The organism is Prescottella sp. R16 (genome assembly GCF_030656875.1).
GTDB lineage: Bacteria > Actinomycetota > Actinomycetes > Mycobacteriales > Mycobacteriaceae > Prescottella.
Map to the genome: position 1 here is coordinate 178,494 of NZ_CP130943.1, position 22,157 is coordinate 200,650.

Annotated in this window: 25 protein-coding genes; 13 read left to right on the forward strand and 12 right to left on the reverse strand. The window is 69.2% G+C overall.

The features are described 5' to 3' along the window. The first annotated feature begins 56 nt into the window (after positions 1-56). Together Q5696_RS00825 and Q5696_RS00830 are read left to right on the forward strand one after the other, a co-directional pair. Positions 57-647, forward strand: coding sequence for a GlcG/HbpS family heme-binding protein (locus Q5696_RS00825; protein ID WP_305093360.1), 591 nt, complete (start codon positions 57-59; stop codon positions 645-647). Further along, positions 644-1,309, forward strand: a complete 666-nt coding sequence (locus Q5696_RS00830) for an ankyrin repeat domain-containing protein (RefSeq protein WP_305093361.1) — start codon at positions 644-646, stop codon at positions 1,307-1,309. Before Q5696_RS00825 ends, Q5696_RS00830 begins: the two co-directional genes overlap by 4 nt. Before the next feature lie 15 nt (positions 1,310-1,324). Here the strand turns inward: Q5696_RS00830 and Q5696_RS00835 are convergent, their stop codons facing one another. Then, the gene (locus tag Q5696_RS00835; protein WP_305093362.1) at positions 1,325-2,752 is read right to left on the reverse strand and encodes an amidase; all 1,428 of its coding nucleotides are present in this window, start codon (positions 2,750-2,752) and stop codon (positions 1,325-1,327) included. A 153-nt stretch (positions 2,753-2,905) separates the two neighbouring features. Here Q5696_RS00835 and Q5696_RS00840 point away from each other — a divergent pair, with 153 nt between their 5' ends. Further along, positions 2,906-3,535, forward strand: a complete 630-nt coding sequence (locus Q5696_RS00840) for a superoxide dismutase (RefSeq protein WP_305093363.1) — start codon at positions 2,906-2,908, stop codon at positions 3,533-3,535. Then, on the forward strand, positions 3,532-4,500 hold the full coding sequence (gene nrdF / locus Q5696_RS00845) for a class 1b ribonucleoside-diphosphate reductase subunit beta (protein WP_305093364.1): 969 nt from the start codon (positions 3,532-3,534) through the stop codon (positions 4,498-4,500). Before Q5696_RS00840 ends, nrdF begins: the two co-directional genes overlap by 4 nt. A gap of 4 nt (positions 4,501-4,504) precedes the next feature. Here the strand turns inward: nrdF and Q5696_RS00850 are convergent, their stop codons facing one another. The 4 genes from Q5696_RS00850 to Q5696_RS00865 form a co-directional block, all read right to left on the reverse strand. Next, positions 4,505-4,990: a heme-binding beta-barrel domain-containing protein gene (locus tag Q5696_RS00850; protein ID WP_305093365.1), complete on the reverse strand. Its 486-nt coding sequence runs from the start codon at positions 4,988-4,990 to the stop codon at positions 4,505-4,507. Between the two features lie 9 nt (positions 4,991-4,999). Continuing rightward, a complete protein-coding gene (locus Q5696_RS00855; protein WP_305093366.1) occupies positions 5,000-5,707 on the reverse strand; it encodes a TMEM165/GDT1 family protein in 708 nt (235 codons plus the stop codon). A gap of 274 nt (positions 5,708-5,981) precedes the next feature. After that, the gene (locus tag Q5696_RS00860; protein ID WP_305093367.1) at positions 5,982-6,848 is read right to left on the reverse strand and encodes an SMP-30/gluconolactonase/LRE family protein; all 867 of its coding nucleotides are present in this window, start codon (positions 6,846-6,848) and stop codon (positions 5,982-5,984) included. 110 nt (positions 6,849-6,958) lie between these two features. Beyond that, on the reverse strand, positions 6,959-7,588 hold the full coding sequence (locus Q5696_RS00865) for a superoxide dismutase (RefSeq protein WP_305093368.1): 630 nt from the start codon (positions 7,586-7,588) through the stop codon (positions 6,959-6,961). A gap of 237 nt (positions 7,589-7,825) precedes the next feature. Between Q5696_RS00865 and Q5696_RS00870 the strand changes: the two genes are divergently transcribed. Continuing rightward, positions 7,826-8,983, forward strand: a complete 1,158-nt coding sequence (locus tag Q5696_RS00870; protein WP_370654840.1) for an acyltransferase family protein — start codon at positions 7,826-7,828, stop codon at positions 8,981-8,983. Positions 8,984-8,992: 9 nt separating this feature from the next. After that, on the forward strand, positions 8,993-9,652 hold the full coding sequence (gene msrA / locus Q5696_RS00875; RefSeq protein ID WP_305093370.1) for a peptide-methionine (S)-S-oxide reductase MsrA: 660 nt from the start codon (positions 8,993-8,995) through the stop codon (positions 9,650-9,652). 20 nt (positions 9,653-9,672) lie between these two features. Here the strand turns inward: msrA and Q5696_RS00880 are convergent, their stop codons facing one another. Beyond that, entirely contained in the window at positions 9,673-10,599 is a 927-nt protein-coding gene (locus Q5696_RS00880) for an LLM class F420-dependent oxidoreductase (RefSeq protein ID WP_305093371.1), read from the reverse strand. Positions 10,600-10,935: 336 nt separating this feature from the next. Between Q5696_RS00880 and Q5696_RS00885 the strand changes: the two genes are divergently transcribed. From Q5696_RS00885 to Q5696_RS00900, 4 genes are read left to right on the forward strand one after another with little or no spacing between them, the layout of a single operon-like run. Beyond that, the gene (locus Q5696_RS00885; RefSeq protein ID WP_305093372.1) at positions 10,936-11,283 is read left to right on the forward strand and encodes a rhodanese-like domain-containing protein; all 348 of its coding nucleotides are present in this window, start codon (positions 10,936-10,938) and stop codon (positions 11,281-11,283) included. A gap of 2 nt (positions 11,284-11,285) precedes the next feature. Then, a complete protein-coding gene (locus tag Q5696_RS00890; protein ID WP_305093373.1) occupies positions 11,286-12,212 on the forward strand; it encodes a DUF4328 domain-containing protein in 927 nt (308 codons plus the stop codon). Next, entirely contained in the window at positions 12,209-12,964 is a 756-nt protein-coding gene (locus Q5696_RS00895; protein ID WP_305093374.1) for a glycerophosphodiester phosphodiesterase, read from the forward strand. The genes Q5696_RS00890 and Q5696_RS00895 overlap by 4 nt, the downstream gene beginning before the upstream one ends. Before the next feature lie 45 nt (positions 12,965-13,009). After that, positions 13,010-13,924 carry a DUF5926 family protein gene (locus Q5696_RS00900; RefSeq protein ID WP_305093375.1) on the forward strand — a complete coding sequence of 305 codons (915 nt, stop codon included), beginning with the start codon at positions 13,010-13,012 and terminating at the stop codon, positions 13,922-13,924. Between the two features lie 89 nt (positions 13,925-14,013). Here Q5696_RS00900 and Q5696_RS00905 read toward each other — a convergent pair whose 3' ends face one another. The 6 genes from Q5696_RS00905 to Q5696_RS00930 all read right to left on the reverse strand — a co-directional run bounded on the left by Q5696_RS00905 (position 14,014) and on the right by Q5696_RS00930 (position 19,655). Continuing rightward, positions 14,014-14,562 carry a ferritin gene (locus Q5696_RS00905; RefSeq protein WP_305093376.1) on the reverse strand — a complete coding sequence of 183 codons (549 nt, stop codon included), beginning with the start codon at positions 14,560-14,562 and terminating at the stop codon, positions 14,014-14,016. Positions 14,563-14,725: 163 nt separating this feature from the next. Continuing rightward, entirely contained in the window at positions 14,726-15,256 is a 531-nt protein-coding gene (locus Q5696_RS00910) for a ferritin (RefSeq protein WP_305093377.1), read from the reverse strand. 63 nt (positions 15,257-15,319) lie between these two features. Continuing rightward, entirely contained in the window at positions 15,320-16,612 is a 1,293-nt protein-coding gene (locus Q5696_RS00915) for an LCP family protein (protein ID WP_370654957.1), read from the reverse strand. Between the two features lie 97 nt (positions 16,613-16,709). Continuing rightward, positions 16,710-17,522 carry a CPBP family intramembrane glutamic endopeptidase gene (locus Q5696_RS00920; RefSeq protein ID WP_305093379.1) on the reverse strand — a complete coding sequence of 271 codons (813 nt, stop codon included), beginning with the start codon at positions 17,520-17,522 and terminating at the stop codon, positions 16,710-16,712. Between the two features lie 26 nt (positions 17,523-17,548). Further along, positions 17,549-18,775: a serine hydrolase domain-containing protein gene (locus Q5696_RS00925; protein WP_305093380.1), complete on the reverse strand. Its 1,227-nt coding sequence runs from the start codon at positions 18,773-18,775 to the stop codon at positions 17,549-17,551. Between the two features lie 103 nt (positions 18,776-18,878). Continuing rightward, a complete protein-coding gene (locus Q5696_RS00930; protein WP_305093381.1) occupies positions 18,879-19,655 on the reverse strand; it encodes a DUF2470 domain-containing protein in 777 nt (258 codons plus the stop codon). 130 nt (positions 19,656-19,785) lie between these two features. On the opposite strand from Q5696_RS00930, the gene Q5696_RS00935 reads away from it, so the two are divergent. The 3 genes from Q5696_RS00935 to Q5696_RS00945 are packed head-to-tail and all read left to right on the forward strand — an operon-like array spanning position 19,786 to position 22,157. Then, positions 19,786-20,511, forward strand: a complete 726-nt coding sequence (locus Q5696_RS00935; protein ID WP_305093382.1) for a hypothetical protein — start codon at positions 19,786-19,788, stop codon at positions 20,509-20,511. A gap of 45 nt (positions 20,512-20,556) precedes the next feature. Continuing rightward, a complete protein-coding gene (gene pheA, locus Q5696_RS00940) occupies positions 20,557-21,471 on the forward strand; it encodes a prephenate dehydratase (RefSeq protein ID WP_305093383.1) in 915 nt (304 codons plus the stop codon). Further along, the gene (locus tag Q5696_RS00945; RefSeq protein WP_305093384.1) at positions 21,468-22,157 is read left to right on the forward strand and encodes a histidine phosphatase family protein; all 690 of its coding nucleotides are present in this window, start codon (positions 21,468-21,470) and stop codon (positions 22,155-22,157) included. The genes pheA and Q5696_RS00945 overlap by 4 nt, the downstream gene beginning before the upstream one ends.

The window sequence follows — 22,157 nt, forward strand, 5'->3', positions numbered from 1 at the left end:
GGTCCCACGGGAGGCTCGAAGTCGTTCGATTCCCCCTCCTGCTCGAAAGGCCCACCATGACCATCTCCCGCCGCCTGCCCCGCGCCCTCGCGATCACCGTCCCCGCCGTCGCGCTGCTCGCCGCGACCGCCTGCGGAACCGGCGACGACGTAGCGGCGTCGTCGACCACCACCGAGGTGAGCCCGGTCGCGATGTCGACGCAGAAGCCGGCCGACGCGGACCAGGGCACCGTCACCGCCAACCGGCTGTCCGTGGCCACCGCCGGCCGCGCCGCTCAGGCCGCGCTCGCCAAGTGCCAGGCCGACGGCCTCGGATATGTCACCGTGTCGGTGGTCGACCGGTTCGGCAACGTGCAGGCGATGCTCCGCGGCGACAACGCGGCCGAGCACACCGTCGAGGCGGCACGCCAGAAGGGCTACACGGCCGCCGCGTTCGGCGCGAACACCAGCGACCTCGCCGGTCGTGTGAAGGGCGACGGCCCGACGATCGCCGACCTGCCCGGCACCCTGTTCCTGCCCGGCGGCGTGAGCGTCAAGGTCGGCAACGCGTCGATCGCCGGTATCGGTGTCGGTGGCGCCCCCGACGGCAACGCCGACCAGGCGTGCGCCGCAGCAGGCCTCGCCGAGATCGCCGGGAGCCTGCGGTGAGAGCCGCCGTCGCACTGGTCGCCCTGACGGTCGTTGCCCTGACGACCGCCGCGTGCGGCAGTGGTGACGCCGTCGAATCTGCGCCCACCCCAGCCGCTTCCGTGCCGCCCACATCCGTGCCGTCCATATCCGTCTCGAGCGTCCCGGAGCCGACAGCATCGAACCCGGACCTGGACCGTCGCCTGATCGCGGCGACCAAGGCCGGTGACGTGGCGGAGGCCCTCACCCTGATCGACGCCGGCGCCGATGTGAACGCGAAGGACGCCGTGCAGGACTCGGCGTTCCTGTATGCCGGGGCGGAGGGGCTGAACGAGATCCTGCTCGCCACCCTGGAACACGGCGCGGACGTCCGCGCCACCAACAGGTTCGGCGGTACCGCCCTGATCCCGGCCGCCGAGCACGGGCACGTCGACACGGTCCGCATCCTGATCCGGGCGGGTGTCCCGGTGAACCACGTCAACGACCCCGGGTGGACGGCGCTGCTCGAGGCGGTCGTCTACGGGGACGGCTCGACGCGTTACGTCGACACCGTCACCCAGTTGCTCGACGCGGGTGCCGACCCGTTGATCCGCGACGCGCACGGGCGCACGGCACTGCAGCATGCGCAGAACCGCGGTCAGCACGACATCGTCGGACTCCTGCGTGCGGCCGAGGAGAACTGAGCCGGACGCCCGGGTTCAGTCCGGGTCCTGGATCCGCGCCCACGGCGACGCCGCCTCCAACTCGTAGGCGAGTTCGAGGAGGGTGCGTTCGTCGCCGTGGTGCGCGGAGAAGTGCATGCCCAGCGGCAGCCCCGTCGACGTGCGGTGCAACGGCAGCGAGATCGCCGGCCCGCCGGACACGTTGTTGAGCGGCGTGAACGCCACATAGGTGGTCAGCCGGTCGAACAGGGTCTCGAAATCCAGTGCCGCGGAGAGATACCCGATCTTCGGGGTGGTGTGCGCGAGGACGGGGGTCAGGATCACGTCGTACTCGGAGAACACGCGGTCCATGGTGCGGGCGGTGCGGTGCAGCCGGTACAGCATGCGCGGCGTCTCGACCATGTGCCGGCGGTACATGGCGGCCAGGCCGCGACTGAGATTGTCGGTCTTCGCGGCGTCGAACGTCGGCCCGAACATCTTCTTGCCGCCGATGAGGAGCGCGAACGACAGGAAACCCCAGTACATCTTGAAGTCGTGCAGGAAGTCGGCTCCGACGGGCAGTGGCACCTCCTCGACCCGATGTCCGAGCGACTCGAGCAGAGCCGCGGTGGCGTACACGGCCTTGCGGGTCTCGTCGTCGGTGGGCACCGCCGTCACCGAGTCGACGATCATCCCGATCCGCAGCCGGGACGATCCCGGACCCTCGACCAGCCGGACGGGCGCCAGTTTCGGGTTGCGGTAGTAGTTTTCGGCTGCCGCATAGAAGCGGGCACTGTCGCGGACCGAACGGGTCACCACGCCCTGCGCGATGATCCGGATCGGCATCGTGTTGTCCGCCGCGTCCGCCACCGTCCGGCCCCGGCTCGGCTTCAACCCGACGAGACCACATGCGGCAGCAGGGATCCGGATCGAGCCGCCACCGTCGTTGGCGTGCGCGAACGGCAGCGCACCCGATGCCACCAGGGCTGCCGCGCCGCCGGACGATGCCCCCGACGAATACTCCGGATTCCACGGGTTGCGGACCGGATCGTCGTCCGGATACTCGGTGGACGCACTGAACCCGAACTCCGGCAATCGGCTCTTGCCGATCGACACCGCCCCCGTCGACAGGAACTGGTCGACGAACGCACTGTTGCGCCGGGCCGGGGCCGGCGTGAACGCGTGACTGCCCTGACCGGTCGGCAGCCCCGCGACGTCGACATTGTCCTTCACGATCGTCGGTACCCCGGAGAACACGCCGGATCGCGGCAGGTCCGCGGACCGCAGTGCCCGCTCGAAGTCCCGCGCTTGGACACCGTTCACCGCGCCCTGCACGGACTCGGTGCGCTCGATCGCGGCCTCCACCACCTCCCGCGCCGACACCTCACCGGACGCGATACGGGCGGCCACACCGGTGGCGTCGAGCTCCCCGAGGGCGTCGTCGCGGAACGCATGGACACGGGCGCTGCGTGGTTCGTCGGCCATTCCCGCGAGTGTAGGAGCTGCGGTCACTCCTGTGTCGGATTCACTCAGATCCCCCACCGCCGACATGAGTTCAAGAATGTGAACTTTTAATTTCGGTTAGCCGAAACCTCGAGCTACGCTCGGTCCATCCGAACCACGGAAGGACGAAAACCCATGGCCGACTACGTGCTGCCCGACCTCGCATACGACTACGGGGCACTCGCACCGGCGATCTCGGGCGAGATCATGGCACTGCATCACGGCGCCCACCACGCCGCCTACGTCGCGGGCGCGAACCGGGCCGTCGAACAACTCCGGGACGCTCGCGAACGCCGTGACGTCACCGCTCTCGCCGGCCTGCAACGGGCACTGGCGTTCAACCTGTCCGGACACGCACTGCACTCGATCTTCTGGACGAACCTGTCACCCGACGGCGGTGACCGCCCCGACGGTGAACTCGGCGCCGCGATCGACGAGCACTTCGGCAGCTTCGACGCGCTGCGGGCCGAACTCACCGCAGCCACCGGCACCGTGCAGGGCTCCGGGTGGGGTGTGCTCGCCTGGGATCCCGTCGGCGACCGGCTCGTCGTCCACCAGGTGCACGACCACCACGCGAACTTCGCCGTCACCGGCACCCCGCTGCTCGTGTTCGACGCGTGGGAGCACGCCTTCTACCTGCAGTACCGCAACGTCAAGGCCGACTACATCGAGCAACTGTGGTCGATCGTCGACTGGGCGGATGTCGGACGCCGGTTCGACGCCGCCCGCAGCGGCGCACCGATCGGACTCGTGGAGGATCGGTGAACGGCAGGGTGATCGACCGCGTCCACGCGATCAACTGGAATCGTCTGCCCGACCCGGAGGACGCCAAGGTGTGGGATCGGCTCACCGGCAACTTCTGGTTGCCCGAGAAGGTCCCGCTGTCGAACGATCTGCCGTCGTGGGAAGCCCTCACTGCCGCGGAACGGCAGCTGACCGTGCGGGTGTTCACCGGACTGACGCTCCTGGACACCGCCCAGGCGACCGTCGGTGCCGTCGCGATGATCGCCGACGCCGCCACCCCGCACGAGGAAGCAGTCCTGACCAACATCGCGTTCATGGAGTCGGTGCACGCGAAGAGTTACAGTTCGATCTTCTCGACACTGTGCTCCACGCGGGAGATCGATGCCGCGTTCGACTGGTCCGAGAACAACCCGTACCTGCAGCGCAAGGCGCAGATCGTCGTCGACTACTACCGCGGCGACGACGCCCTGAAACGCAAAGCCGCATCCGTGATGCTCGAGTCGTTCCTGTTCTACAGCGGCTTCTTTCTGCCGATGCGTTGGGCGAGCCGCGGCACACTCACCAACACCGCCGATCTGATCCGGTTGATCATCCGCGACGAGGCGGTCCACGGGTACTACATCGGCTACAAGTGCCGACAGGCCCTGGACCGGCTCGACGTCGGAGCCCGCGCCGAACATCGGGACTACACGTACGAGCTGCTACAGGCGTTGTACGACAACGAGGTCTGTTACGCCGCCGACCTGTACGACGAGGTCGGCTGGACACCGGAGGTGTTGCCCTACATGAGGTTCAACGCCAACCGGGCCCTCGCCAACCTCGGCTACGATCCGCTCTTCCGGCCGGGCGACTGCGAGGTCGACCCCGCGATCCTGTCCTCGCTCGACCCCGGGGCAGGGGAGAACCACGACTTCTTCTCGGGATCCGGCAGCGCCTACGTCATCGGCAAACAGAAGCCGACCGAGGACGCCGACTGGGACTTCTGAATCCTCAATCCGCGCGGTGCAGTTCGGCGCGCAGGTGATGCGTCATGGGGACGTCGTCGAACGCCATCCACATGTCGTACGTGAGGGTCCGCCCGTCGCCGGAGAGCTCCCAGCGGCGCCGGATCTCGTGGACCGGCTTGGCATTCGGTGACGCCCCCAACGTGTGCTGGGTGAAGTCGAGGACCCCGCCGACGGGCGCACCGCGCTGGATCTCCACGAAACCGGTCGGTTGCGTCACGAGCAGTTCGACGACACCGTCCGCCGACCGCAGATATCCGGTCTCGGTGTGCATCGGTGCCCCGCCACCCGCCTTGCGCGTGCGAGAGCGGTAGAACAGGAACGGTTTTCCGCTCGGCTCGAACTCGATCACCTCGTCGTACGCGAAGTCGTCGATCGTCGGGTAGTGGCCGGTGCCGCTGCCGGCCCACCGTCCGGCGAAGACGGCGAGATCACCGAGGGGGGCGAGCAGGTCGGGCTGCGTCTGATCCATGCGCTCAGTCTAGGAAGAGCGCGGGGTCGGGGCCGGATCGTCCGACACCGCCACCGGGCGGGAACCCCGAACGGACCGCCGGACCAGCGCGGCCACGGCCGACACCGCGAGCACGCCGCCCGCGGCGATCGCCCCGGCCGGGCTGTCCGGGAACACGCCCTCGAGCAGCAGCCAGACACCGAACGCGAAGAACAGCACCGCCGCACCGATCCGGACGAACGCCTCGGGCAGATGCTTGCCGAGCAGGGCGCCGACCACGATCGCGAGCGCATCCGCGGCCACCATGCCGACCGTCGACCCGATCCACACACCCACCCAGTCGTTGTCGGCGGCCAGGGTGACCGTCGCGAGCATCGTCTTGTCGCCGAGCTCGGCGAGGAAGAACGCCGACGCCACCGCCAGGAACGCCGACCCGGTGACCTTGCGGGCCTTCTGCTCCTCCTCGTCGGAGAGCGAATCCCCACGCAGCGTCCACAAACCGAAGATCAGGAACGCGATACCGCCGAGCACGGACATCGCCGTGGTGGGGATCGCCGCCCCCAGGAAATGACCGACCCCGACGGACACCAGATGCACCACGGTCGTGGCAACGGTGATACCGGCGATCACCACCCACCAGCGGTAGCGCAGCGCGAACGTCATCGCCATGAGCTGGGACTTGTCACCCAGCTCGGCGAGGAAGATGACACCGAAACTCAGCAGGACTGCAGCCAGCACGTCGATCGAACCTCCGGATTCGTCGTTCTCGGAGGATGTCGGGAAACTTTCCTCCGGCCCCGAACGCGCGGATGCGTTCACGGCCGAAGGTCTCGCCCACCGGACGACGTCCGGTTCACTGCGCCGGGCGGGCACCCGGGTGAGGCCGGCCAGTATGTCGACGCAGCGATTGGGGGCTACTCCCCTTCGCTTGCGTCGACCATAGTTGCGCTTTTACGAAAGCGCAAAGGGCACAATAAGTTTGGGAAACCGAACTGGTGAAGTTCGGGAAGGCTCACGATTCCGGACGCGCCGCCGGAACCGTCACTCGCACCCGCCGAATCGCGCCGCCGCGCAACCGAAGTGCCTCGTCCGGAACCCATGTGTCGGCCGTGCACACGAACAGATCGCGGCCGTCCACCCCGCCGAGCGCCACCGCATACGGGTGCGGCACCGCGATCCGATCCGTCACCACGCCCGCCGCATCGACCCGGAGCACCAGATCGTTGAACGGCGACGCCACCCACACCCCGGACTCGGCATCCATCGCGATACCGTCCGGCAGCACGGCCGGGTCGTCGAACGCGACGAGCACCCGGCGATCCACCAGGCTGCCGTCCGCCTCGATCCGGAACGTCGACAACCGCCCCGGCGTCGCCCGCGTCTCCGCCACGACCAACGTCGACCCGTCCGGCGTGATCGCCATCCCGTTCGCGAACAACATCTGCTCCGCCACCACGTGCGCGCTGCCGTCCGGCTCGACCATCGCCAGATCCGCCGGCCGAGGCGGCGCCGGGGGAGCGCTGTCGTCGCCGTAGTTCCCCACGTACGCCCGCCCTCGCGCATCGACCGTCATGTCGTTGAGATGCCACGACGCGATCGCGTGCAGATCCGCGTGCACGGCCAGCGACCCGTCGTCCTCGACGCGATACAGCTTCCGCTCGTGCACGGACGCGACCAGCAGACGGCCGTCGGGCAGGAACCCCAGCCCCGCCGGATTCCCGGGCACCTCCGCCACCTGCTCGACGTCGCCCGTCGCGGGATCGAGCCGTAACACCAGACCGCTGTGGATGTCCGAGAACCACAACCGGCCGTCGTGCCACCGTGGGCACTCCGGGAAGACCAGGTCCGACAGGATCGTCTCGACAGCGGTGTCCGTCATGGCGTCGACCGTACCCAGCAGGCGGCGACCCGGCCCACAAATACGCGACGCCGCGCCCGGCATGCGGACGCGGCGTCGACGGATGCTCCTCGCGGAGCGGTGCCCGTGAATCAGGCGGGGACGATCAGGCCGGCGGTCTGGGTGCGGGCCTTGGTGAAGCGGTCGGTGACGTCGGCCCAGTTGACGATGTTCCAGAAGGCCTTGACGTAGTCGCCCTTGACGTTCTGGTAGTCGAGGTAGAAGGCGTGTTCCCACATGTCGAGCATGAGCAGGGGGATCAGGCCGATGCTGATGTTGCCCTGCTGGTCGTAGAGCTGGACGATCTGCAGGCGCTGGCCGATGGAGTCCCAGGCGAGGATGGACCAGCCGGAGCCCTGGATGGAGTTGGCGTTCGCGGAGAAGTGGTCGCGGAAGGCGTCGAAGCTGCCGAAGGCGTCGTCGATCGCGGCGGCGAGTTCGCCTTCGGGCTTGTCGCCGCCCTCGGGGGAGAGGTTGTTCCAGAAGACGGAGTGGTTGGTGTGGCCGCCGAGGTGGAAGGCGAGGTCCTTCTCCAGCTTGGTGGCCTGTGCGGCCATGGTGCCGTTGGCGCGGGCTTCGGCCATCTTCTCGAGGGCGGTGTTGGCGCCGGCGACGTAGGCCGCGTGGTGCTTGTCGTGGTGGAGTTCCATGATCTTGCCGGAGATGTGCGGCTCGAGTGCGGCGTAGTCGTAGGGGAGATCGGGCAGCGTGTAAACAGACACGAGTTTCCCTTCCTCAGGGGCGTGGCGCCCTGACGTGTGTGTTCGATGGGTCGTACTGATGATCAACCCAATCTCATTGGTACACCCTCCGCAACCACACTGCCGACGAGGGAATGCCCTCACAAAAAAGTTCGCCCACCCTGAACATGCTGAGAAACTCGGCTCTCGGACATCGCGGACCCGACACGGAATTGGGCCGGACGATGAACGGAACCTTAAGATTGCGGAGTGCCCCCCGTGACGCCCGTTCCAAATCCGCGGGCCGACCTGGCACCTCGAGTCGAACTGACCGGCGCGAACCTGCTCCGCACGATCGCCGTTCTCGCCGTCCTCTACTCCCACATCTCCTTCTATCTGATCGACGACCTCGGCTCCGGCTGGTGGGGCATCGACGCCGTCTACACCGTCTTCGTCGACGGCCTGAACCTCAACCAGCACCTGTCGTTCGTCGGCGTCGCGATCTTCATGACCCTCACCGGCGCCGTCATCACCCGATCCGCGATGCGGCACCACCCCGGACGGTTCCTCCTCGACCGCGTCGGACGCCTCCTCCCGGCCCTCTGGATCGCCGTCGCCGCCGCGATCCTGCTCGTCCGGCTCGGCATCAACGGCATGTTCAGCGGACAGACCGGTATCTCCAACTCCGAGGCCGCACTGAGCTTCGTCCTCGGCGGCTTCTTCCTCAAACCCGAAGTCGCCGTCCTCGGCGTCACCTGGACCCTCGTCGTCCAGATCCTCTTCTACTTCTACTGCGTCGCCGCCCGCCCGCTCCTGCGTACCCGCCCGATCGTCGTCCCGCTCCTCGGTGCGGCTCTGTGTGCGCTGGTCATCGCCTACAACCTGTTCGTGCCCCAGCCCTACACGGTGCCGATGCTGTCGAAGGTGGCGGCGACCCTGCCCACCGTGTTCCTCGGCCAGCTCATCTACCTCGCACTGTCACGGCTCGTCGACTGGCGCTGGGTCGTCGTCGGCGTTCTCGCCCAGATCGAGGTGGTGCGCCTGGCCACCGAATACCGCGTCTACTGGGCCGGCGACCGCTACCTCTGGACCATCGCCGTCGTCACCGCGCTCGTCCTGGTGCTCGGACGCTACCGAGGGCGCCCCACCCGCTGGGCGATCGTGCGCTGGACCGCGACCCGCAGCTACGCGATCTACCTCGTCCACACCCTGATCCTCTACCGGGTCTACGAGAACACCGTCGACCTGCTCGGCCGCACCGGCGCGATCATCGCCTTCCTGATCGTCACCGCCGCCGTCTCCGACGCGGTCTACCGGTGGATCGAAGTGCCCGCCGCCCGCTGGATCGGGGAACGCACCCGCAACATCGGACGCGACCGCGAACCCGCCGCATCCCCACAGGATCAGCCCCCGGTCGACACCCGGGAGCGCGCGTAGGCTCGTCGTATGTCCTGGTTCGATGACCTGCTCGACGGCCGGATCGCCCGCCCGACGGCCACCATGGTGACGGCCGAACACGCCCTCCCCGGCCGCGACACCCCGATGCCGGTGCCCGCCACCCACTACGTCAACGGACACCCGCTGCAACCGCCGTTCCCGGACGGCATGCAGACCGCGGTGATCGGCATGGGCTGCTTCTGGGGCGTCGAAAAAGAGTTCTGGCAACGCGACGGCGTCTACTCCACCGCCGCCGGATACGCCGGCGGCTACACCCCCAACCCCACCTACGAAGAAGTGTGCTCGGGTCGCACCGGACACACCGAAGCAGTGCTCGTCGTCTTCGACCCCACCGTCGTCACCTACGAGGACCTGCTCACCCAGTTCTGGGAAAACCACGACCCCACCCAGGGCATGCGGCAGGGCAACGACCACGGCACCCAGTACCGATCCGCGATCTACACGAACTCCGAAGAACAGGCCGCCGCCGCCGAGGCCACCGCCGAAGCCTTCGGAAACCGACTCGCCGCGGCCGGCTACGGCACCGTCACCACCGAGATCGCACCCCTCACCACGTTCTACTACGCCGAGGACTACCACCAGCAGTACCTCGCCAAGAACCCCGGCGGTTACTGCCCCGTCCACGCCACCGGCGTTCGCTGCGGGTAGGTGCCGAGCGGCGCAACTGCCTAGATCTGCGGAGCGACCTCCGACGCCACGAGTTCGAGGTGGTCGAGGTCCGCGAGATCGAGGGTCTGCAGGTAGATCCGCTGGGATCCGGCCTCGCGGTAGCGGCCGATCTTGTCGACCAGTTCCGCAGGCGAGCCGGCGAGCCCGTTCTCGCGGAGTTCGGCGACGTCGCGGCCGATCCGGGCGGCGCGGCGTGCGATCTCCTCCTCGGTGCGCCCGCAGCACAGGACGAGGGCACTCGAATACGTCAGCGACTCCGGATCCCGGTCGATCGCCCGGCACGCCTGCCGGACCCGCTCGTACTGCGTCACCGTGTCGTCGACCGACACGAACGGCAGATTGAACTCGTCCGCATACCGGGCCGCCAGGGCCGGGGTGCGCTTCTTGCCCATGCCACCCATCACGATCGGCGGGCGCGGCGACTGCACCGGCTTCGGCAGCGCGGGGGAACCCGAGACCGGGTAGTGGACGCCGTCGTGGTCGAACGTCTGCCCGACCGGGGTCTCCCACAGGCCCGTGATCACCGCGAGCGATTCCTCGAGTCGGTCGAACCGTTCCCCGAGCGACGGGAACGGGATCCCGTACGCGCGGTGCTCCTCCTCGTACCAGCCCGCACCGATACCGAACTCGACGCGGCCGCCGCTCATCGCGTCGACCTGCGCGACTGCGACCGCGAGCGGTCCCGGGTAGCGGAACGTCGCCGACGTCACCAGCGTGCCCAACCGGATCGTCGACGTGTCACGGGCCAGTCCGGCGAGGGTGATCCAGGCGTCGGTGGGGCCGGGCAGTCCGTCGGTGTTCATCGCGAGATAGTGGTCGGACCGGAAGAACGCGTCGTAGCCGAACTGTTCGGCGGCCCGGGCCACCGCGAGAAGATCGTCGTAGGTGGCGCCCTGCTGGGGTTCGGTGAAGATTCTCAGGTCCATGCGGTCCACTGTGCCGCACCGTCGACTGTGACGTACATCCGATCGAGTCGATACCTGCGGGGCCGGGGAACGTTGTGGACAACCGGCGGTGCACAGGTGTCAACGGATCGTCCGGATCAGCGGTCTGACCTGTGCACGAAACCTCATGGAGTTGTTCAGATCTGTGGATGACCCTGTGGATACTGTGGATAACTCTGCTCAAATCGTGACTTGCATCACGATTTGATGACGATTTGGGGATAATGGCCCCTCGATGTCTCGGCCCTGTCTCGGCTGCCGCGGCATCGACTCGGGAGATCGTCTGCCGCCGAACGGGTCCCGTGCCAGAATCGTGTGGTGAGCTCCCCGCACGTCCCCACCGTGTCCGTGACCGACCTTCCGACCGCGCCGACCGAGTCGGTCGTCCTCCTGGACGTGCGCGAGGACGACGAATGGACGCTCGGACACGCGCCCGGCGCCCAGCACATCCCACTCGTCGACATTCCGGCCCGCATCGACGAGGTCGACATCGACGCCGAGGTGTACGTCGTGTGCCGGCAGGGGGGACGCTCGATCCTCGCGGTCGAATACCTCAACAACATCGGCTACGACGCCTACAACGTCTCCGGAGGCATGGTCGCCTGGCAGCAGGCCGGGCTGCCACTGACCTCCGACGACGAATCCGGGACCGCGAAGATCTACTAGAGATGAGCGTCGTCCAGGCCTGCACCCGCTGCACGTCCCGGTGGCCCGTGAACGGGACACCCGCACAGTGGTGCCCGCGCTGCGGGGGCGCACTGCAGGCCCCCACCGACACCGCGCACCGTGCCGCACCCGGACGCCACTTCCGCTGGGTCGCCCGCAGCCCGTACCCGCCGATCGCACAGGCCCGCCCCGCCGCCCGCCGACTCGGTCCCACCCCCCGTTACACGCAGACACCACGATGGGGGCTCCTCGACCCGCCGCCCGCCGAACCCGACGACCGGCTCACCCGCACCGAGGTCGCCGCCGACCTCGCCCCCACCCTGCTCGCCTGCACCGCGATCGTGTTCGCTCTCGCCGCCGTCGCCGAAACGTTCCGGTACGGGCTGCTCCTGGTCAACCGGGTCCGCCTCGTCGACCCCCTCACCCTCGCCGTGTCCGACGCCCTCGTGTGGGCCACCCAACTGTCGGCGCCGCTCGTCGCGATCGCCGCCGCCGTCGCCTCCGTGTGCCGACTCGTCGTCGTCCGCCGCGACGCACTCGCCGCCCGCGGCCTCGCCGACCCCCGCACCCCCCGGTCCCTCGCGATCGGCTCCCTCGTCCCGATCGTCAACCTCGTCATGCCCGGCGTGTACCTCACCGAGATCGCCGACGACCGGCGCACCGTCGTCGCCGTCCGCATCTGGTGGGCCACCTGGGCGGTCAACGGTGTCCTCGTCGCCGCCGGCCTGCTGTGGCGCGGCCGCGACACCCTCCAAGCACAGGCCGACGGTGTCCTCCTCGCCGCGGTCACCGCCGCCGTCGCCGCCGCCACCGCACTGCTCACCCTGCACGTCATCCGCAGATTCGACGACCGTGACCTGTTCGGCCGCAGCCGCCCCGGCCACCGCTGGATCAACGTGCCCCGCAGCGAGGAGGCGACCGTCGCATGAACACTCCACCCCGGGTCGTCGCCCACCGCGGGGCGTCGGCCGCGAAAGCCGAACACACCCTCGCCGCCTACGAACTCGCCCTCGAGGAAGGCGCCGACGGACTCGAATGCGACGTCCGCCTCACCCGGGACGGGCACCTCGTGTGCGTCCACGACCGCAGCGTCGACCGCACCTCCTCCGGCACCGGACTCGTCAGCGAGATGACCCTCGAATCGCTCGGCGAACTCGACTACGGCACCGACGGCGAACCCGCCGGCCTGCTCACCCTGTCCCAGCTGATCGAACTGACCCTCGCCTGGACCTCCCGGCCCACCAAACTGTTCATCGAAACCAAGCATCCGGTCCGCTACGGCGGGCTCGTCGAATCCAAACTGCTCGCCGAACTGGCCCGCTACGGGCTCGCCGCACCCGCCTCCGCCGACCACTCACGCGCCGTCGTCATGTCGTTCGCGGCCTCCGCGGTGTGGCGGATCCGCCGCGCCGCACCACTCCTGCCGACCGTGCTGCTCGGCGACGCGTCCCGCTACCTCGGCGGTGGCGCCGCCACCACCGTCGGCGCCACCGCTATCGGACCGTCCATCAAGACCCTCCGTGACCATCCCGAACTCGTCGACAAGGCCGCCGCCGCCGGACGCGCCACCTACTGCTGGACCGTCGACGACCCCGCCGACGTCGCCCTCTGCCGCGAACTCGGCGTCGGCTGGGTGGCCACCAACCACCCCGGACGCACCAAGAAACTGCTGGGCGGCTGAGACAGTCCGACGAACCACCGGTACGTCCGTGTAGGTTTTGGCCTCGTGGGTAAGAAGAGCAAGAGAAACAGTGGTCCCAAGCCGGGCAGCAACCGCGCCGCGAAACTCGAAGCACGCCGCCTCGAACGCGAAGCCGAATCCGTCGCACCGACCCGCCCCTTCGCGGGCCTGGCCGCCGAATGCGACCTCGTCGCCCTCCGCGAGTTCGTGCCGTCCGCCCTCGTCGAACTGCCCGTCCGCGACACCGATGAGCCCGTCACCGCGGCCACCGTCCTCCCCGGCGCCGTCGCCGCCCTCGTCCGCGACGAGAACGGCGACGCCGGCCGCTACGTGGGACTGCAGGTTCAGGCCCACACCGCCGACCCGGCCGCCGACCTCGGCGCCGCCGTCACCTGGGCCCAGAACGCGGCCCCCGGCACCTCGCTGACCTTCGCCGACCCGCAGGCCGACAGCCCGCGCCTGCACGACGTCCTCGACGCGGACACCCTGCCCGCCATCACCGTCCACCAGAGCTTCGACTGGTGGATCCCCGAAGGTGTCCAGCCCGCCCCCGAGGTCGCCGCCACCGTCGCCCAGGCCAACGCCGCCATCATGCCGTCCGCTCGTCTCACCGCCGACGGTGTCGTCGCCGCCTGGTGGGTCGACGCCGGGGAACGCGCCCACCTGCGCTGGGTCCGCCCCGAAGACGAGGACGCCCTCATGCTCGCCCTCGCCCGCGTCCACGCCGCCGGCGGCCTCCACCTCGGAGAGGGCTCCCGCTTCGCCGGCTCCTTCCGCACCCACGGCCTGCTCGTCCCGGTCTTCGACCTCGACCGCGAAAAGCATCCCGACGAGTGGGCCGCCCCCACCGTCGAACTCGGCAAACGCCTCGACGACGCCCTCACCGTCGACGCCCCCCTCACCGCTGCCGAGACCCGCGCCCGCGACGGTCTCCGCGGCCGGCAGGTCACCCTGCGCTGAGCGCGGTTCGCCTCTCTCTACAGCTGAAGGGACCCTTCGTGCGCTCGCAGCGCACGAAGGGTCCCTTCAGCTGATTCCGGGGGATGACCTCAGATCTTGCCGCCGGCGACGGGGGGTGCGCCGGAGGTGTCGTCGACGCTGCTCATTTCGCGGGCGACGAAGGTTTCGAGGTCGAACATGTTGGAGCCGGCCCGGTCGGCGACGGTGAGCAGGGTGGTCATGCGGGCGACTTCGTCGACCTGTTCCTTGAGGAACCACTGCATGAACTGTTCGCCGAGGTAGTCGCCGTCGTCGCGGGCGGTGCGGGCGAGTTGGACGATCTGTTCGGTGACGGTCTTCTCCTGTGCGAGGGCGAGGGCGATCGGTTCGCGCGCGTTGTCGAAGTGGGATTTCGCGGCGTCCACGCCGGTGAGTTCGACGGCGATGTCGCGGTCCAGGAAGTACTGGATGATCATCATCGCGTGGTTGCGTTCCTCGTTGGCCTGCTTGTAGAAGTGGGACGCCAACTGGGGGAGGTCCGCGTTGTCGAAATACACCGCGGTCGCGAGGTACTGGTGCGACGCGTTGAACTCGTTGCGGATCTGGTCGTGGAGAAGTGCGTGAAATTTCGTCCTGTGCGAATCATCTGCGGCACTCATGTATAGAAGATATCGCCGTAGGGCCGAGATTGTCATCCAAGCGGAACCTCATTGAGGCTAGTGTTCCCTCATTTAGTGCTACCTCAATTAGGGTGGGCTGACCAAAGAATGGTCGTGCCGCAATTGTCGGGAAATCGACAATTGCGGCACGGGGTGTAGGTGGTCAGGCGCCTGCGACGCGGGGTGCGGTCGAATCGACCGCGCCGGTCGAACTCATTTCGCGGGCGACGAAGTCCTCGACGTTGAACAGGTTCTCGCCGGCGCGGTCGACGATGGTGAGCAGCGTCGTCATGCTCGCCACCTCTTCCACCTGTTCCTTGAGGAACCACTGCACGAACTGTTCGCCGAGGTAGTCGCCGGTGTCGCGGGCAGTGCGGGCCAGTCGGGTGATCTGGTCGGTGACCGACTTCTCCTGCGCGACGGCCAGCGCGACGGGTTCACGGACGGAGGTGAACTCGGTGACGACGGCGTCGATGCCGGGGACCTTGATCGGCTGGTCGTTGTCGAGGAGGTATTGGATCATCATCATCGCGTGGTCGCGTTCCTCGGCGGCCTGCTGATAGAACCGGCCCGCGAGTTGGGGCAGGTCCTGGGAATCGAAGTAGACGGCGACGGCGATGTACTGCTGTGAGGCCGTGAATTCGTTGCGGATCTGTTCCTGCAGCAGTCGGTGGAAGTCGCTCGTTTCAGTCATGACGAAAACACTACCGCCACCATTGCGGTGTCCGGGAAGGGAAAGTCTCGGCAGCGACGAGTATCACGGTGTTCCGGTGAGGAGACCCTCGGGAACGGGGCGATCGTGTGCGAGTGCATCGAAGAATGCGCTCGCCTTCTCCCGATCCCACAACAGGACGTCACCGGAGCCGGGAACGTAGTCGAATCCGCCGACCGGAACGGTCGTGGTGACCATTTTTCCGCGCAGCCCCCACGCCAGTCCCGCCAGGTTCCACAGGTGGTCGCCGTCGTCGACCTGTAGGGATCCGGCCGCACGCGACAGCGTCGGCCACAACCGGAGCGGATTGACGAGGGTGAGTGGCGACGACGCCTTCTCCAGCAGTGCGCTCATGAACGCCCGCTGGTTGTTCATCCGGTCCAGGTCGGCGAGGTCGGTCGCGCGGCTGCGGACGAAGCCGAGGGCGTTGCGTCCGTCGAGTTTCTGACAGCCGGCCTGCAGGTCGATGCCGGCGAGCGGGTCGTCGATCGGGTAGGGCACACACATCGTGACCCCGCCGAGGGCGTCGACGATGCCGGCGAACCCGCCGAAGCCGATCTCGGCGTAGTGGTCCATCCGGAGTCCGGTGGCCTCCTCGACGGTCTGCACCAGCAGTGGTGCGCCGCCGATCGCGAAGGCCGCGTTGATCTTGTCCCTGCCGTGGCCGGGGATCGGGACGTACGAGTCGCGGGGGAGTGACACCATCGTCGTCGGGCCGCTCTTCGGGACGTGCACGACGATGATGGTGTCGGTGCGTTGACCGACGTCGTCGCCGCCCGTCGACAGTTCCCGTTCCTGCTCCGGTGTCAGACCCGCCCGACTGTCGGAGCCGACGAGCAGCCAGTTGGTGCCGGGGGTGTCCGCGATGCGGCCCGGGTAGTCGGCGAGGGCGTCGATCCGGCCGAGCTTGGTGTCCAGGTAGAACAGTCCACCGACCGATACGACCAGCAGCACGATCAGGGTCAGCGCGATTCGGCGCAGCCACCGTCCGGGTCGGCGCGGGCCGGATCGTTTCGGCCGTTTCGACGGTTCGGGTGCGGCCGGGGTGGGACGCGGTCCGCGTGGTGGGGCGGGCGGGACCCGGCGTGGTTCGGCGTACGGCTGGGGGCGTTGCGTCGGCGCGTGGCCGCCGGAACCACCGCCGGGGGCCGGGGGCCGTGACCATGCCTGCGGCTCCGGGGGCTGTGACCACGCCTGCTGTGGCGGCGCGGGGGGACGGCCGTCGCGGCGGATGACCTGGGTGCCCTCGGGTCCGGGTGTGTTCGGCGCGTTTCGAGGGGGGTGCTGCCGGGGCGGTGGTCCGCCGCGACGGGGTGGGGGCGGGGCGGGACGCGCCATCGGGGGCCGGCCGCGGGATGGCGGGCCCGGCTGCCGTCGGTCGGGGGTCTCGCCGTTCACGATCACCGAGAATACGCACGAACCCGACAAGGTGGGGTCACGGCAACCACGACAGGTGCCCGCGGAGCAGGGCGTATCCGACGAATGCGACGGAGTCGATGAGGGCGTGTGCGATCACGAGCGGCCACAGTTTCCCGGTGCGCTGCCAGTAGCGTCCGAAGATCAATCCCATCACCACGTTGCCGAGCCCGCCCCCGAAGCCCTGGTAGAGGTGGTAGCTGCCGCGCAGCAGCGCCGACGCCAGCAGCGACGAGTTCTCGCCCCAGCCGAGGCGACGCAACCGCGAGATCAGGTAGGCGACCACCAGGATCTCTTCGGCACCGGAGTTCGCGATCGCCCACAGCACCAGGACCGGCAGCCGCCACCAGTGATCGTCGATGGTGCTCGGCAGGACGGTCAGGTTGGCGTTCAGTGCGACCGCCGCGAGGTAGAACACCAGGCCGGGCAGTCCGATGAGGGCGGCGAGCCCGACGCCGGGCAGGACGCCGTCCCGTATCCGCCCGAGACCGATCCGCCGCGGTCCCAGTCCGGACCGCCACAGCAGGTACAGGCCCAGTGCCGCCCAGGCCGCGAGCTTCACGACGCCCAGCAGTTGCCGGGCCAGGTCGACGAACGACTGCGTCGACCGGGACGGGTTCAGGGCGACGGCCTGATCGGACAGCCCGCCCGGCTGCAGCGCCGACTCGAGCAGGGACAGGACGCTGGAGATCCCGCTCAGCCCGAACGTCACGAGCAGGACGATCGTGATCTCGAACCACAGCGCGCGTCGCTCGCGGGCATCGAGCGGAGGTGGGGCGGGCACGGGTGCGGCAGGCCGGAGCCACGAGTCGACGGTGGTGCGGGTGATCACCTCGCCGACGCTAGACGCTGACGGCGTCAGGTGTGGCGGGCGATCGATTCGGCCCTGGCGCCCAGGGTCGCGAGCCGCAGGTCCGCGAACGGGGTGAGCGCGTTGCCGAGCCGGTTGGTCACGAATGCCACCGACAGTCCGGTGTCGGGGTCGGCGAACGCGCCCGATCCGCCGACACCGTAGTGGCCGAAGGCGCCGGCGTTCTGGGTGCGGGCCGCGACGAGCGCCGCGTGGTAGCCGAGCCGCCAGTTCATGTGGATGCCGAGGACGTAGTCGCGGGCGTGGGTCTGCACCTCGCCGGCCTTCGCGACCGTCTCCGGGTCGAGGAAGCGGATGCCGTCGACGACACCGTCGTTCGCGAACGCCGCATACATGCGGGCGAGGGCGCGGGCGCTGAACACGCCGTTCCAGCCGGGCATCACGTAGTCGTGGATCGACGGGTCGCGGACGAGGGCGTCGAAGCCCTCGGGCATGCCGGCGTCGGCGATGTTCCTGATGTGCGGGACCAGGCCCAGTGCGGTCGACGTGAGTCCCCACGGCATCCCGAACGGGTTGATGCGCGGGAACACCTTCGCGATGCGGTACTTCTCGGAGTCGGGCACCTGGAACCAGAAGGCGGGGATCCCGAGCGGTTCGGCGATCTCGGTGCGCACCAGGTCGGTGAACGACATCCCGGACACGCGTTCGGTGAGTTCCGCGACGAGGGTGCCGTACGTGACGGCGTGGTAGCCGGGCATGCGGGTGCGACGCGGGTCGGGGGCGGCGGCGGCGAGTGCGGCGGCCACCCGGTCGTGGTCGAGCAGCGCGAGGCGTCCGGGTACGAGGCCGCGGATGCGGTGCAGGCCCGCGCGGTGGCTGAGCAGTTCGCGGACGGTGATCGATTCCTTGCCGGATTCCTCGAACTCGGGCCAGTACTCGGCGACCGGGGTGTCGTAGTCGACCAGTCCGCGCTGCGCGAGGCGGTGCAGCACCGTGCTCGCGACGCCCTTGCCGGTCGAGAACGACATCGCGACCGTCCCGGAGTCCCATTTGCGGGTGGGGGACGCCCAGCCCGCCCACACATCGAGGACGGGCTGTCCGTGCAGGTAGACGGCCAGACCGCCGCCGCCGTCGCGGGGACGGCGGAACAGGTGGAAGAACTGGGTGGCGAGTGCCTCGAACCGCGGGTCCACGAGCATCGTCGTGGGCGGTCGATACGCCGCCGGACGACGGGGAACCTCACGCGGGGCACGACGCGGGGCTGCCGCGGTCATGTCGAGCGCGCCTTTCGGATCGGTACGAAACCACCTGATGTGATCTCGATCTCATCCGTACAACGCAGCGGCGACAGGGCTGATTCCGGGCGGACATCCGCCGTCAACGTCGGCGTTGCATCCCGTTGACGAACGGGCAGCCCACGAGGATCCGCAGGGCCCGGTTCAGGCCGAGGGCGTCCTCGACGGGTTCGGCGAAGTCGAGGCGCACGTCCCGGTCGCCGCCGTCGGCCTCGATCCGCAGCCGTATCCCGTACCGGTCGATGCCGAGCGGGCGCACCGGTCCGGTGCGCAGCGACGACGGCAGCCGTCGGGCGAGCAGCGCGACCAGGTCGGCGTGGTCCTCGTCGAGGTGCTGTAGCCACTCGGTCTCGACGTCGCGGAACGGGTCGGGTGCCGCCGCGAGCAGATCGTCGACGGTCACGGCCGCAGCGCCGGTGGTGTCGGCGACGACGGCGGATTCGAGGTGCAGGCGCAGCAGGGCGGCGCCGTGTCCGACGTCGAGCAGCGCCGGGTGCGGGTTCGTGGTGGCGACGGTGTCGGTGAGGAGGCGTTCGTCGTGGCCGGAGACGGCGGTGAGCGAGCCGCGCAGCCACACGAGTGCCCGGACGGGGTCGCGCAGGGCGATGGGGGCGTGATCGGTGATCTCGAGAACGGCGGGCAGTCCGCCGGTTCCGGACTGCCATGCGAGTGCCGCTGCGGCGCAGTCGGTGGGAACCACGACGACGACGGTGCCGTCGTCGTGCAGGTGGTGCAGGGACGTGACGACCGGGTCGCTGCCGGCGACGGCGAGGACGGCGTCCGCCGCCGCGGTGGTGGTGCTGCGCAACTGTTCGGCGGTGGAGGGGCCGGTGGGTGCGGTGGTCGTGGTGCGGGGCATGGCGACTTCCTTCGGGGTGGACGAATACCGAGGGTGTACTTAGGTAAACCTAAGCTAATTTGTGATGGCGGTCGGGGCAACCCCCGACGCGGACGAGGCACCCCGACCCGGTCCGGGCTAACGTGGTGGTGTGTCGATTCCCGTGTCACTGTCGATGCCGACCCTTCCCGCGTCCTCGGATCGGACGCCGCAACCGCTCGTCGCGAGACTGCTCCTCGCACGGCGAGACTCGGCCACCCCCACCGCACCCCGGCCCGCCGTGACGACCGGGCCGTCGATCGTGCCCGCCTCCGTGCTCGTCGCCGCCGGTGGAACCGACGTCGAGGCCGGTGCCGTCGTCGTCGAACTCGACATCGACCCCGACCGTCTCGACGGGGCCGCCGAACACCGGGTGCTGCGCTACCACGTGCATTGCACCGCCGCCGACCTCGACGACGTGATGGCACTGCGCCTGCCCGCACCGATCACCGTGTTCGTCACCCCCGACGACTCCGATTCCGACGCGGGCACGCTCGCCGAGACCGCGCAGGCCCTGGCCGACGCCGGTCACAGCCCCGGGCTGATCGCCGGGCAGTCCGTCGGCGCGGTCGCAGACTTCCTCGCCGTCCTCGCGCACACGTCCGTCGGTTTCGTCGCCCGCGCCCGCGACGGTGCGGAGGTGCTGTCGCTACTGTCCGGAACGGTCGCGGCGCTGCGCGGCGACGACGTCCGGGCCGCGCTCGCGAATCCCGACCCCGCTGCACTCGCGCGGTTGATCCCGGATGCCGCGGAGGCGGTGCGCGACGTCCTGCTCGGGATCGAGGTCGAGGATCCCGCGCAGGTAGAGCAGGTTCTCGCCGACGCCGGACTCCGCTAGCCGATCGCGGCCGGTGTCCGGCAGCGAGTGCGTAACCTCGTAGACGTGCCTCGTATCGCGTACTTCGGACCCACCGGAACCTTCACCGAAATGGCTCTCGCCCAGCTCGAGGAGTCGGGCACGTTCGACGGCACCGTCGAACGTGTCGCCGCCCCGAGCCAGGGTGCCGCGCTCGACATGGTGCGACGCGGTGAGGTCCAGGGGGCGGTGGTGCCCATCGAGAGTTCCGTCGAGGGCTCGATCCGCCCCACCATGGATGCGCTCGCGCTCGGCGACCGTCTGCAGATCATGGCCGAGACGGAACTCGAGGTCGCGTTCACGATCGTCGGCCGCCCCGGCACCAGCCTGGACGACGTCCGTACCGTCCGCGCCTACCCGGTCGCGACAGCGCAGGTGCAGGGCTGGCTGGACACCCACCTGCCGCATGCGCGCGTCGAACCGGCCTCGTCGAATGCCGGTGCGGCAGAAGATGTTGCGGCAGGTCTGGCCGATGCCGGTGTGGCCACGGCCCTCGCCGGAGAGCGGCTGGGGCTGGTCGCGCTCGCGTCGTCGGTCGCCGACTACGAGGGCGCCCGCACCCGGTTCGTCCTGGCCACCCGGCCCGGTCCGGCACCCGCCCGCACCGGAAACGACCGCACCGGCGTCGTGCTGCACCTCGACAACGTGCCGGGTTCCCTGGTCCGGGCGATGACCGAGTTCGCGACCCGCGGCATCGACCTCACCCGCATCGAATCCCGGCCCACCCGTAAGGAATTCGGCACTTACCTGTTCCACCTGGACTGCATCGGCCATATCGACGACGGGCTGGTCGCGGAAGCGCTCAAGGCGCTGCACAGGTTCAGCGACGTCCGATTCCTCGGATCGTGGCCGTCGACCGCCCCCGCCGGCGGTGCCCCGATGCCCGACGCCGACGACGTCGCATGGCTCGAACGACTGCGACGAGGAGAGGAGAACGCATGAGCGGCAGGCTGATCCTGGTCCGACACGGGCAGACGGAGGCCAACGTCGACCGGCGTCTCGACACCCGGCTTCCCGGAGCCCGGCTGACCGAACTCGGACGGACCCAGGCCCGGACGTTGGGGGAGCGGCTCGCGGTGCGGCCGCCGTCGGCGCTGGTGTCGTCGCAGGCGCTGCGCGCCCGGGAGACCGGCGGATTCGTCGAGACGGCGTCGGGTATCGCACTGCAGGTGCGCGAGGGCCTGCACGAGGCACAGGCCGGGGAACTCGAGGACCGCTCCGACCTCGAATCGCACAAGATGTTCGCGAAGGTGTTCCACACGTGGCACGCGGGTGACCTGTCGGCGCGGATGCCGGGCGGAGAATCCGGTGTCGACATCATCGAACGCTATGTGCCGGTGGTGGATTCGCTGCGCGCCGAGTTCCTGGACGGTGGTGCGGACGGGGACGTGGTGGTGGTGAGCCACGGCGCCGCGATCCGGCTCGTCGGTGCCTACCTCGGCGGTGTGCCCGGCGCATTCGCCGCGGACCGGCACCTCGAGAACACGTCCACCGTGGAGCTGGTCCCCACCGACACCGGATGGCGCTGCGTGCGCTGGGGCACCTACGATCCGCCGTTCGACATCACCCCGCAGCGCCCGTGGTTCGAGGCCGACGCGACCGAGGCCACCGACGACCCGATGGGCTGA